This is a genomic window from Methylovulum psychrotolerans (assembly GCF_002209385.1).
Classification (GTDB): Bacteria; Pseudomonadota; Gammaproteobacteria; order Methylococcales; family Methylomonadaceae; genus Methylovulum; species Methylovulum psychrotolerans.
Genome location: NZ_CP022129.1, coordinates 1,348,633 through 1,361,818 on the forward strand (window position 1 = coordinate 1,348,633; position 13,186 = coordinate 1,361,818).

Consider the following 13,186-nt stretch of genomic DNA (forward strand, 5'->3'; position numbering starts at 1 on the left):
ACTTGCAAGAAATGTGCGGCAGTTTATCTAATAGGTATGGGACTTGCTTTGTTGTATACATAGTTGCATTTTACCTGCCATCTTCCCTACCATGCAGAGATCCGTTATGCAAACCATTGAAATTGATGCCGAACCCGAAGCCATCACCATTGAGCTAGCCAAAACAGCTATTGTCATCATTGATATGCAGCGGGATTTTCTTGAACCGGGCGGGTTTGGCGAATCCCTAGGCAATGATGTTGCCTTATTGTCAGCCGCCATTGAACCCTGCAAAGCCTTACTCCGTGCGGCAAGGCAAAAAGGCCTGTTGATCATCCATACGCGTGAAGGCCATCTCCCCGATATGTCCGATGCCCACAAGGCCAAAGTGGAACGTGGCGATCCCAGTGTCCGCATAGGGGAAATGGGGCCGATGGGGCGTATTTTGATCCGTGGCGAGCCAGGGCAAGACATTATCCCGGCTCTCTATCCGCAAGCGGGCGAACCCGTCATCGACAAGCCCGGCAAAGGGGCGTTTTATGCGACCGAGTTTGAAGCCATTTTGCAAGCCAACGGCATTGCAGACCTGATTGTTTGCGGCGTAACCACCGAAGTCTGTGTGCACACCACCATACGCGAAGCCAATGACCGGGGTTACCGTTGCCTCGTACCCGGTGATTGCTGCGGCTCTTATAACCCCGAATTTCACGAAATCGGCTTACGGATGATCAAAGCACAAGGCGGGATATTTGGTTGGGTGACGGATTCCCAACGTATTTTAGCGGCAATGGCCGGATAAAACACCCGCACGACAGTACCGCCGCCCAATTAACCCCCAGCCAAGATGCCTAAGCTCCAACTTGGAACCCCGGGCCGAGAAATTCTCGCTTCAGGAATTTTGCAACAAGCAGATAACACCGAAAATCCATCAAAGACTTACATACACCCCCCTAATTTACATTAGGCCTACCAAAACAGAGGGCAACATGACAACATCAAAGGTTAACATTTGGACACCCGGAGACTGGAACGCTTACTTCGGCTTTGGCACCAATATTTTGGTCAACTTGCTGGTCTTGACCGGGCTATTACGCTTTGTACTGAAAATGCCTGATGACCTGGTCTTCGGGCGCATTCTTCCGGCAACCGGGCTTATGCTGTTTTTAAGCACTATTTACTATGCGTGGTTAGCCTACAAATTGGCAAAAGAAACCGGTAGGGATGATGTCTGCGCCCTGCCCTCAGGCATTAGCGTACCGCACATGTTTGTGGTCGTTTTCGTTATCATGTTGCCGATTTCGCTGAATACCGGCGATCCGGTCAAAGGCTGGGAAGCGGGTCTGGCATGGGTGTTCATCCAAAGTTTTGTGCTCATGGTAGGTGGCTTTATCGCGCCCATTATCCGAAAAATCACCCCCCGCGCCGCATTGCTCGGCACGCTGGCCGGGGTGTCCATCGCCTTTATATCGTTACGCCCTGCCTTGGAAATGTTCATGACTCCCGTGGTCGGCGTGGTGTGTTTCGCCATTATTTTAGCAAGCTGGTTCGGCGGAGTACGTTATTTCAAAGGCATTCCGGCAGGTTTGGTCGCGATTGCCGTGGGTACGCTGATTGCTTGGTGCTCTACCTTAATGGGCTTGAATTACGGCGGCATGAGCTTAGAGAATGTCTCGGCATCCTTGACCAACTTTGGCTTTTCGTTTCCTATTCCGGCCATAGGCCATGTTTTTTCCGGGTTTGAATTTTTGGGCGTGATTCTGGTGACGGCTATCCCATTCGGCATTTATGATTTGGTTGAAGCCATGGATAACGTGGAAAGCGCCGCCGTGGGCGGCGACAGCTACCCCACCACACGGGTACTGAGTGCCGACGGCGTGGTTAGCCTGATCGGCTGCATGATGGGCAACCCGTTCATCAACGCCGTCTATATCGGCCATCCCGGCTGGAAATCGATGGGCGGACGTATAGGCTACTCGGCGGCAACCGGCGTTACCGTGCTGGTACTGTCTTGGCTAGGCATCATCGCGCTGATAGCCTCTCTAATCCCGGTCGTCGCCATCTCACCTATTTTGCTGTACATCGGTATGTTGATCGGTGCACAAGCCTTTCAGGAAACCCCAAGAAGCCATGCCCCCGCCATCATTTTGGCCTTAATGCCCAACCTTGCTGCATGGGGCAAGTTGCAGATTGATAATGCCCTAGGCGCGGCTGGTACCAGCGCCGCCACACTGGGCTTAGATAAACTGGGCAAAGTCGGGGTGCTGTATCATGGCTTGGAAGTATTGGGTGGCGGTGCGATTCTGGGCGGCTTAATGTTGGGCGCGATAGCCGCCTTTGTTATTGAGCGGGAATTGGTCAAAGCCGCAATGTTTGCCTTAGCCGCTGCGGCCTGCACGTTTGTTGGCCTGATGCACGGTGAAGCCATCGGTTTCGGCCAATCGTTGCCCGTGGCGTTCAGTTACCTTGCCGTGGCAGGTATTCTGTTGGTCTCAGCAAAATACGCCGAAATAATACCCGCTGCAAAAGACAGCCATTAAATCCTAACGTGCTGGTAAATGGCGTTAATGCCATTTACCAGCTGATGTTACGCAGCCCTTAGTTTTTGCAACTCTTCATAAGCCATTTGGTTGGCCTTGACGAACAGCTTGGCCCGCATAGCGAAATGATTGGTTTTATGTTTTATCTTCAGGCATTCGAGCTTGAACCATTATGATTTTGGCAAAGGTTTTCGCACCAAAAATCAAGGGAACGGCAATTGGGAAGACCGGGTAAGCAGTGAGTGTAAAAAGTGTACTTTCTGCACTCTCTGAAAAGTGAAATCGATGATCTTTAACTGGCTGCCGCCGAGTTTCACCGACGATAACCACTGTAAGAAGACAATAAAGTCCTATACTTAGCTGACCTTTCCAGTATGGCATCCATCGAACGCACCGCTTACCCACGCTTCAAGCGAAATCCGCTAGCCAATGAGTTGGATGCGCTCTACACCCCAAAAGAGGATGAGCTGCATTTTGCCAATACCCTGTCACGCAAAGAACCGACACGTTTTTGTATCCTATTGCTGCTTAAGGCCTTTCAGCGGCTTGGTTATTTTCCGGACGTGGCGGTTATACCTTCGGACATCGTGCAGCATATCCGTGCTGCCAGCGGTATCAGTAGCGAAGTATCACCGGTTTATTCCGACTTAAAAACACTGTATCGGCATCATCAGGCTATCCGGCAACATTTAGGTGTAGCGGCCTGGAATGATGACGGATTGCGGGTGGCCAGCGAAGCCATGGCTACCGCTGCCGAAGTGATGGATAACCCGGCCGACCTGATCAACGTTGCCATTGAAGAGCTGGTGCGGCAGCGTATCGAGCTGCCTGCCTTCAGTACGCTTGACCGGCATTCACGGCGAATTCGTACCCTGGCCAATAGCCGCATATTCGAAACGGTATTGAAACGCTTATCGCCGTCTGAGCGTGAAGGCCTCGATGCATTGCTGGAAGTCGGAACTAACCCCCAAAAAAAGTCCCTGTTCTTTACCATCAAGCAATTGCCTAAATGCCCGTCTCTGGGGCATTTACAGGATTTGCTGGATCATATTGTCAAGCTTTCCGATACGGTAGGAAGCGACCAGCACTTGCAGGGTATCCCTTATGCCAAGATCAAGCATTTTGCCGCAGAAGCTAAGGCCTTGGACGCTGCTGAGATAAAGCAGTTTTCGCCGCCAAAGCGGTATGTGCTCATCCTCAGCATGATCCACCGTGCCCGCATCCAGACCCGTGACGATCTTGCCAACATGTTCATCAAGCGTATCAGCCAAATCCATCGGCGAGGTAAAGATGAACTGGAACGGTTACGCATCAAATTCCGTCAGAAAACCGAGCATCTGGTTGCAACGCTGTCCGATGTCATTAACGTGCTGGAAACGCAGCCTGAAGATGAGGAGGCCGGGCGCACCATACGCACTTTGCTGACGGAACACGGCGGAGCCGCCGCCTTGCATGACGATTGCGCGGCCATCACCGCTTTTAGCGGTGATAACTATTTCCCGCTGTTGTGGCGTTTTTACCGTAGCCATCGGCCCGCATTATTCCGTATGTTGCGGTTGTTGGCCATGACTTCGACAACTGAAGACACGTCCCTGATGCAGGCATTGGATGTCTTGATGAAACACGAGCACCGAAAATGCGTCTTGATTGATGACACGGTGGACTTTTCTTTCACTAACGGGCGCTGGAAACGCACTGTACAAGTGAAAACCGAGAATGGCGAACGAATTAACCGCCAACACTTCGAAGTGTGCGTCTTTTCCGCATTGGCTGCGGAAATAAAATCGGGGGATGTGGCTATCCGGGGTTCGGAATCTTACGCCGATTATCGTGAACAACTTTTGGGTTGGGAGGAATGCGAACCCTTGGTGGGGGATTACTGCCTGCAATTAGGCTTTGCAAATAACGCGCAGGCATTTGTAACCAACTTGCGTGAAGTGTTGGCCCAGAAAGCCGCAGAAGTCGACGCAGGGTTTCCGAACAATAAAGCGCTGGGGCTCACTGAAAGCGGCCTGCCGATTCTGAAACGGAGCGAACCCCACGAATCGAAAGCCTCGGCCCGTGCGCTCGAAGCGGCTTTACTGCAACGGATGGATGAACGTAACGTAATCGACGTGCTTTGCAATGTCGCCCATTGGACAGGATGGAACCGTCATTTTGGGCCGCTATCAGGTTCTGACCCCAAGATCGAAAACCCTGGGGAGCGGTATATCCTCACCGCATTCACCTATGGCTGCAATCTGGGGCCGGCACAAGCCTCGCGTCATCTACGCGGCACGGTCACGCCGCACATGCTGTCTTTCATCAACCGCCGACATGCCAATACCCATAAATTAAATGCAGCGATTAAGGACATTATCAACCATTACCATACGTTTGAATTGCCAAAACTGTGGGGCACCGGAAAATCAGTTGCCGCAGACGGCACGAAATTAGAGATATACGTCCAAAACCTACTGGCGGAATACCATATCCGCTACGGCGGTTATGGCGGCATTGCCTATCACCATATTGCCGACACCTATGTGGCGCTGTTCAGCCATTTTATACCTTGCGGGGTATGGGAAGCGATCTACATCATTGAAGGCTTGCTGCAAAACACATCAGACATACAGCCTGATACCGTTCATGCCGACACCCAAGGCCAGTCGACGCCCGTGTTTGCCTTGTCTTATTTGTTGGGCATAAAACTAATGCCGCGCATCCGCAATTGGCATGATCTGGTGTTTTTCCGGCCCGGCAAAGACATTACCTACAAACATATCGATATACTGTTCAAGGATGCCATCGACTGGGAGTTGATCGAAACACATTGGAAAGATTTGCTGCGGGTAGTCCTGTCGATCAAGGCCGGAAAGGTTTCATCCTCGATCTTATTACGCAAGTTGAGCAACTATAGCCGTAAAAACCGGCTATATCAGGCTTTCAGGGAATTAGGCAGGGTGGCCCGTACCCTCTTCCTTTTGGATTACATCTCCGACATGGAATTACGCGAACAGATTACGGCGACCACAAATAAGGTGGAAGCGTACAACGGATTTTCCAAGTGGCTGTTTTTCGGTGGTGATGGCGTCATCGCCGACAACGATCCCGAAGAGCAGGAAAAAGTCATCAAGTATAATGATCTGGTGGCCAATGCCGTCATCTTCCAAAACGTGGTCGATCAGACGCGGATATTACGGATGCTCAAAGAAGAGGGTTTTCCGATAAACCGGGAGGATGTGGCAACTTTAAGTCCTTACGTCACAAGCCATATCAAGCGTTTTGGCGATTACGTTATCGATTCAAATGCCATTCCGGAGCCTATAGACCCGACATTGCCGATATAATCAACTGGGTTTGGCCGCTATGTCCTATTTTTACATGTATGTCGGCTGTACCCGATCATTGTGGTAGGGGAGGGGAATTATGCCGCCAGTTGGATTATGGTCGTTAGACCAAATAACCATAGCGTTTTAGCCGATGACGCAGGATATTTCGGCTGATACCCAGCAAACGGGCCGTTTGTACTTGGTTGTTCTCGCAATAGTCATAAGCAGTGCGGATAATCGTTTCTTCCAACGTATCGAACAGATTGTCCGCCGGATGTTCATATAAGGCCGCTAAGGCGTTTTCTAATGATGTCAGCGAAGCGGGAGCCGCAACGCTTGTGCTGGCATTACTGTAGGAACTGCCAAAATGGGGATTAAGATGTAAATCCTCAAGGCCTACCCGCCCGTCTTTGCAGACCAATAAAGCATGATGGATGACATTTTGCAATTCACGGATATTGCCCGGCCAACCATAGCGTAATAGGGCGCGTTCGGCATCTTTAGCCAATTCCAAACTATTTAGCTTTAAACGTATGCCATAGCGCTGCATAAAATGCTTTGCCAAGGGCAAAATATCGCCCGGACGCTCGCGTAAGGGCAGCAGATCCAAAGCGGCGACATTCAGACGGTAATAGAGGTCTTCACGGAACCGCCCCGCTTGGACGGCTTCCGCCAAATTGACATTGGTGGCGGCCACCAGCCGCACATCAATAGGGATGGGAGTTCTGGAACCGATACGCACTACCTCATGTTCTTGTAAAACGCGTAAAATCTTCACTTGCGTGGAGATGGGCAGGTCGCCGATTTCATCAAGGAACAAGGTGCCGCCGTTGGCGGCCTCAAACCAGCCGCCACGGGCGTTTAAGGCGCCGGTAAACGCACCGCGCTCATGCCCAAACAGTTCGCTTTCGACCAGTGACTCGGAAAATGCCCCGCAATTTAAGGCGACAAAAGGTGCGTCTTTGCGATGGCTGAGCTTATGCACTTGCCGCGCCACCAATTCCTTACCCGTACCGGTTTCGCCAATAATCAATACCGTCGCGTCACTAGGGGCAATCCTGGCGATATATTCCAGCAAACGCACGGAAACTGGGTCGGCAAACACCAAAGCCGTGGCACGGATGGAGGTTGCGTGGGCATCGGGGTTCGGTAAGGTGATCAGCGGTTCGCCGTAAAAATCGGCAACAGGGCTGCTGGTGCTTTTGGACTTATAATGATCCATAATTGACATAACCTATCGTGCAATTGTTAAGTAAGTGAGAATAGGCTTTCCATAGCTTTTGCCTTTCCTTATTGGTGTCTTCGGGTAGCTTGTGTGCTTACTCTAACAGCCTAATAGGTTTTTGGTAGTGATAAATTGTTATGTAGTTATCTTATTATTAGATATAACCATGCCTATTTACACGGCCCGATTGCCGCTTCTTCTTATACCCCTCGAGTTTCGTCAGAGAGGGTTTCCTGTCTTTATGCCCTTTGGGTATTTATGCCCTTTGGGTGCGCACCTTGCCGCACCCTTGGCTGATCCTGACAAAGCTTGCGGTATTCGGCAGGCAAACGGAAGTAAGGCATGTTGCCGCCTAACGTCAGTGACATCAGATGTTTTGATCGCATCGGTTAACGAAGCGGCTCAGCACAACCTCCTTTTTCTTTTGATGGCCGTAACAGTTGCACACCTTAGATGGCGCATCCTTTGGTTAACCATCAGTTATGTCAAAGTAAACATCCCCCCATTACATAATACCGTCAACCTCAGGGCTCGTCCCTATGTCCGCAGTATTGGTTTCTTATCCAGAATTTAAGTTCAATAGCATGGCTTGCTTCTTCGGGTGAGTTGTTAAACTAGGCCGACAATCACTGTAGCACTTTTTTGTAGAAATTTCACATTTTTAGCCATGAAGATTGGACTTAGGCTTCCCGTTATTGTTATGATTTAAGCCGTGGTCAGATTGTTCAGGTATTACGTTCACAGATAGACATTTGTCTGATCATGTCTTCCTGTTGTTTAACAAATAATGCGGTTATTTTTCAATTGATTGAAAAAATTAATTGTTTAGCAGAGCATGAGGATGTCGGTATTGGTAAGATTTTAGACAGGTAACACATCAGATGCGTCCGGCTTGGGCGGCGCAATAATGCACTTTTTAAGTTCTATTTTTTATTTCACCGAAGGTAACCATTATGTTGAAACATAACACTCTCTCTATTGCCATATTGACTGGCCTAGGTTTTTTGCCGCTCGCCAACGCTGCCGATGAATTTTTAGATAAACGTTGGTATATCGCTCCGTTCGGCTCTTTTGTCAGGACGGAAGGCGGTCATAACACCGCAGATGGTTGGGGCGGCGGTCTAGGTATCGGCAAGATACTCAATGAGCATTTTAATGTTGAAGTGAAAGGATTTTACCAAGCGTTTGGCAGTTATAATCCAAGCGGTCACTATATCGGTGACTGGCAACTGGGCGGCGGCACAGTCGATGCCCAGTATTTCTTTAACCGCAACAAATTCGCTCCTTATACGGTAGTTGGTTTGGGTGGTATGATAAGGCACTTTCCTTCCGGGAGTGAGGCAAAAGGCTTTATTGCCGAGCTAGGCGCCGGTTTCACTTACGAGGTGAGCGATAACTTTTTACTGCGCAGCGACGTGCGTTACCGCTATAACAATAATCCCTCTGTATCATCTTCATCGGGTTTAGACCAATTTCATGACGTGGTCGTTAATTTCGGTTTTGTCATTCCGCTGGGGGCAAAACCCACTCAAGTCGCCCAAGTCGCACCCCCCATCGTGAATGCCCCGCCCGTTCCCGACTGCAGGACACTTGACGCTGACGGGGACGGCGTTAACAACTGCCAGGATAGCTGCCCAAACACCCCTGCCAGCAGTAAGGTCGACGATGCAGGTTGCCCTATTAGGCTTATCCTGAAAAATGAACATTTCAATTTTGACTCGGCCGAGCTGACGTTTAAGGCTCGGCAACTGCTTGATGAAGTCGCGACCAGCCTGAACCTATATCCGCAAAAAAATGCTATTGAAGTGCAAGGCCACGCCAGCAGCGAAGGCTCTGATACCCATAATATGAAATTGTCACAACGGCGGGCAGAGTCGGTGGTCAATTACCTCAAGGGTAAAGGTGTCAGCAACAGATTGCGGGCGATAGGTTTTGGCGAAAGCCGTCCGGTTGCCGATAACAGCACAGAGGGCGGGCGCTCCGCAAACCGACGGGTCGAATTAATTTGGATTGAAAATTGATTTTACGCCATTAACCCAGCCGGACATTTACCGAATGGCTACCAGAACCTGCATATAAGCAGATATTTTATTTGCTAAGCAAGCGGTGGTCTCAATGGCTACCGCTTATCTTACCCTTCCTACTAGCCAACAGCATTCAATATCGAAAGCTGCTGACAATTTCTAGCGTTCGTCTACGGTCTTTTTGTTTGGCTATGCCGCTGTTAATTATTGAAAAATTTTTATTTTCGGCGCAAAGCCTTATTTAAAGCGGATTGTGGCTTTTACCCAAAGCCACGTCATTTAAGGCTTCCACAATTAACGGTGACCTAGCCTTTTGTATTGTTAGCCCCTACTGCATTTACACTGGCAACCATTTCTTTTCTCCCATGGAAAAACTGTTATGAGGGGGGGGGCGTGTATTCAGAAGCCTTCCTTATATAAAGCTCAATGTAGTGGTCAATGACTATCTTAACCCCCTCTCTTTTAACCATATATTTAAATTTTTGCAGTAAAAATCTGCATTTCACCATAAGTTGCTGGCGTAAAAATCATCTTAAAGCATCTATTCCTTCGCACGGCACTTACCTTTATTTATCCGTCATCGCTTAAATAAGTTATCTGTGTTTTATTTGTAACTGATAATTGTTTTTATTTGTAATAAATCAATTTAATCGATATAAGCGATAATATAGATACATTTTTATTATATTGTGCTATATTTAGCACCGTGCAATTTAGAGTCGATTTAATATGTAGATATAATTGAATTAATAAAACTTAACTGATTGAAATAAAGGCAATATTTACTTGATAAAATAATGTGTTTTGTTAATTTTTACCTATTGCCACTGGATATCGTCTTTATTTAGGTAATTAAAAAAATCTACCGTTGCAAGCCTACGCAATTTGCTAGAAAAATTTAAAGCCTTGCTTGAACTTCGGCCACAGACCCTCCTTGGCCGTATTTGAGTGACGGTGATTTCCGTCAAAGAGAGGGCTATATGAAAATTAATTTTCATATAGCTACGAGTAACGTTTTTCAATGCCAGCTAGTGAATAACAATGCAAAACTAATAGGTAATTCTGCTAAGGCAACAAATGATGCGTTGATTGCTATTTAATTTATTTTTGGTTTGCTGTTATTCAGTGTCCAAACCGCAACAAATGGAGACAGAAAAAATGCCTGCTTTACTTTTTCTGACATCGCTGCTGACAACGATTATTTTTATTGTTGTCTTATATCCTTGCGCACAAAAAATTGGTTTTTTGGACAAGCCCAATTATAGGAAGCATCACCAAAAGCCAGTGCCCCTTATTGGTGGCGCGGCAATATACTTGGCCATATTATTTACCCTATTGGTTACTGACATCCAGATTTTTCAACAGACGGGGTTTATTGCCGCCGCCACTATTTTAGTTTTAGTGGGCTTGTTAGATGACTATAGGGAGGTTGCCGTAAAGTACAGGATATTAGCTCAAATAGTAGCAACCTTAATTATGACTGAAATTTCAGAGATAAAAATTACAGGTCTTGGTGATTTATTGGGTACTGGAGATATTAATCTGGATGCTTTTTCAACTGCATTCACTGTCTTTGCGGTGGTAGGGGGAATAAATGCTTTCAATATGATTGATGGCATAGATGGCTTATCGGGCAGCTTGGCATTGGTCTCAGTCATAACAATAGCCATCCTGTCTTGGTCTTTAGAAAACTGGTTGATTTATTATTATTGCCTTATTTTAGCGGCAACAATAATAGCGTTTTTATTATTTAATTTACGGATATTCGGACGTAAAAGCGCCGCCATTTTTTTAGGCGATACGGGAAGCACCCTGCTCGGATTTTCAGTCTGTTGGCTGGCAATTTATGCCTCGCAGGGAGAAAACGCAATCATTACCCCAACTACTGTGTTATGGCTTATCGCCATCCCTCTTTTAGACTCTGTTAGTGTCATGTGCCGACGGATAAGCAAAGGCCGCTCGCCGTTTTATCCTGACCGGGAACATTTGCATCACCTTCTTGCCTTAGCGGGCTATAAAGTTAACCAAAAACTCATCATCCTCGTTGTTTTTGCCGTGTTTTTTTCGGGTGCAAGCATTATGGCCCCTGTTTTGCTGGATGTATCCGAGCAAGCGTCATTTATATCTTTTTTGTGTCTTTTTGCCGTCTATTACTGGTGTACCAATAAAGCTTGTCAAATGCAGAAAAGTAGCAAAACACAAACGCCCTGTGCCGAATCCGAAACAGAGCAAATAGAAAAATTAGAGCATATCCGGTTATCTTTCTTGGATTTAAAATCGGCTAAATCTTTATCCAGAGAGCCATAAAATGGGCAATAGGCTTAACCTATTTTTAATAAGAACATAGTGTGTTTAACAATATTCTTATTGTGTGTGTAGGCAATATCTGCCGCAGCCCTATGGCAGAAGTGCTTTTTAAAAAAGCCTTTGCCGATAAACAGGCTAACTGTGCGGTCATCTCAGCCGGACTTCATGCGGCGGTAGGCCATAAAGCAGATGAAAAGGCCTGCCAACTGATGACGGCCAGAGGGTTGGATCTGTCAAAACATCGGGCTTGCCAGTTAAACACGCAAATGGTGCGGCACGCCGATCTTATTCTGGTGATGGAGTCGGGTCATAAAATGGAAATTGAAAACCAAACACCTTATGCCAAAGGGAAAGTATTTCGGTTGGGCGAATGGGGTGGGTATGACATCCGCGACCCTTATCTACTGGATTTACGGACGTTTGAGTCGGTGCTGGAACAAATTGACCACGGTGTAAACCAATGGGTCAATAAACTTTATCCTTAAGGATAATAGTAAGGCTGTTAAAAATGACGATAGATTAACGTGTGATAGTCAACTAAGAATTCAAACATTGAAAATGCGGACACACGCTATGGGAAAAAAATATTTGCTGAGCAGTTTTCTGGTAATGCTGCATTTGACCGGCTGTACAATTGTGCCGGGGATGCACATGAGCCAATTTTCAAAACAATCCAGCATCGAAATGCCGGTTGAGGAAAATAACGCCACCACCTTAAAAAAGCTGAATATCCAAACCATAACCGCCCAAACGATTATTGATTTGGAAAAGAACTTCAATAACCGAAGCTTAGGGGCAGATAATGTAGTCAATCATTATTTTGATTACCGTATAGGTTCTAACGCGGTAAAAGGGGTGCCTGAAGCCGAAAACGGCCACCAATATCTGGTAGGGCCTAGGGATATCCTCGTTATTACTGTCTGGGAACATCCCGAATTGACTATTCCGGCCGGGGAATTCCGCTCCGCTGACAGTTCTGGGAATATAGTTGGCGAAGACGGCACTATTTTTTATCCTTATGTAGGGATTGTAAAAGCGGCTGGCAGAACGGTGGAAGATATCCGCGCGGAATTAACCCATAAGCTATCCAAATATATAGAACAAGTCCAGTTGGATGTACGGGTAACATCTTACCGTAGCCAACGGGTTTATGTGGTGGGGGAAGTTAAACAGCCCGGAATCCTGTTGGTAAAGGATATTCCCCTGACTGTTTTGGAGGCCATTAATGGTGCGGGTGGCTTAAATACCGAAGCCGATCTGCGCAATATCACCCTAACGCGTGATGGCGACACCTACAGCATCAATCTGCTGTCACTCTATGAAGGCGGCGACATTAGACAAAACGTGATACTTAAACACGGTGATGTGCTGAACATCCCTGACAATAGTTTAAACAAAATATTTGTTTTGGGGGATATTGCCGCCATCGGAGCAAATGGCGGTATAAATTCTCCGGGGGGGGCGCGTAGCATTGTGATGAACAAAGGCCGGATGACCTTGACTGAGGCGATCAGTGACGCGGGCGGTATTAGCCAGGCGACCTCTGATCCGGCACGAATATTTGTCTTTAGAAGCGGGATTAAAAAACCAGAAATTTACCACTTGAATGCAAAATCGCCGGATGCGTTTTTATTGGCAGACCGTTTCCCTTTGCAGCCGCGTGATGTGATCTATATCGATCGGGCCGAAGGTGTCCGCTGGAACCAGATCATTGCGGAAATTCAACCGACATTGCTAATGCTGAACTTGTTTAACAGTGCTGCAAAAGTAACCACTTCATTTGGTCAATAAATATGGCGAAAT

The 13,186-nt window shown here is 47.5% G+C and carries 8 protein-coding genes and 1 pseudogene; 7 read left to right on the top strand and 2 right to left on the bottom strand.

The window, feature by feature from the left end; genetic code table 11:
* Nucleotides 1–106: 106 nt before the first annotated feature.
* The gene (locus tag CEK71_RS06125; RefSeq protein ID WP_088618559.1) at nt 107–778 is read left to right on the top strand and encodes a cysteine hydrolase family protein; all 672 of its coding nucleotides are present in this window, start codon (nt 107–109) and stop codon (nt 776–778) included.
* Nucleotides 779–965: 187 nt separating this feature from the next.
* Nucleotides 966–2,516 carry a regulator gene (locus CEK71_RS06130; RefSeq protein ID WP_088618560.1) on the top strand — a complete coding sequence of 517 codons (1,551 nt, stop codon included), beginning with the start codon at nt 966–968 and terminating at the stop codon, nt 2,514–2,516.
* Between the two features lie 47 nt (nt 2,517–2,563).
* On the opposite strand, the pseudogene CEK71_RS24285 reads toward CEK71_RS06130, so the two are convergent.
* A pseudogene (locus tag CEK71_RS24285) lies at nt 2,564–2,683 on the bottom strand (IS701 family transposase); the annotation flags it as partial.
* Nucleotides 2,684–2,890: 207 nt separating this feature from the next.
* Between CEK71_RS24285 and CEK71_RS06140 the strand changes: the two are divergent.
* Nucleotides 2,891–5,845, top strand: a complete 2,955-nt coding sequence (locus tag CEK71_RS06140; RefSeq protein ID WP_088618562.1) for a Tn3 family transposase — start codon at nt 2,891–2,893, stop codon at nt 5,843–5,845.
* A 103-nt stretch (nt 5,846–5,948) separates the two neighbouring features.
* Here the strand turns inward: CEK71_RS06140 and CEK71_RS06145 are convergent, their stop codons facing one another.
* Nucleotides 5,949–7,049, bottom strand: a complete 1,101-nt coding sequence (locus tag CEK71_RS06145; RefSeq protein WP_198328473.1) for a sigma-54 interaction domain-containing protein — start codon at nt 7,047–7,049, stop codon at nt 5,949–5,951.
* 956 nt (nt 7,050–8,005) lie between these two features.
* Between CEK71_RS06145 and CEK71_RS06150 the strand changes: the two genes are divergently transcribed.
* The 4 genes from CEK71_RS06150 to CEK71_RS06165 all read left to right on the top strand — a co-directional run bounded on the left by CEK71_RS06150 (nt 8,006) and on the right by CEK71_RS06165 (nt 13,174).
* Nucleotides 8,006–9,073 (top strand): OmpA family protein, encoded by a 1,068-nt coding sequence (locus CEK71_RS06150; RefSeq protein ID WP_088618564.1) that lies wholly within the window; start codon nt 8,006–8,008, stop codon nt 9,071–9,073.
* A gap of 1,146 nt (nt 9,074–10,219) precedes the next feature.
* Nucleotides 10,220–11,383 carry a UDP-N-acetylglucosamine--undecaprenyl-phosphate N-acetylglucosaminephosphotransferase gene (gene wecA, locus CEK71_RS06155; RefSeq protein ID WP_157679020.1) on the top strand — a complete coding sequence of 388 codons (1,164 nt, stop codon included), beginning with the start codon at nt 10,220–10,222 and terminating at the stop codon, nt 11,381–11,383.
* A 62-nt stretch (nt 11,384–11,445) separates the two neighbouring features.
* A complete protein-coding gene (locus CEK71_RS06160) occupies nt 11,446–11,868 on the top strand; it encodes a low molecular weight protein-tyrosine-phosphatase (protein WP_269766618.1) in 423 nt (140 codons plus the stop codon).
* A gap of 88 nt (nt 11,869–11,956) precedes the next feature.
* Nucleotides 11,957–13,174, top strand: a complete 1,218-nt coding sequence (locus CEK71_RS06165; RefSeq protein WP_088618567.1) for a polysaccharide biosynthesis/export family protein — start codon at nt 11,957–11,959, stop codon at nt 13,172–13,174.
* The last annotated feature ends 12 nt before the right edge of the window (nt 13,175–13,186 follow it).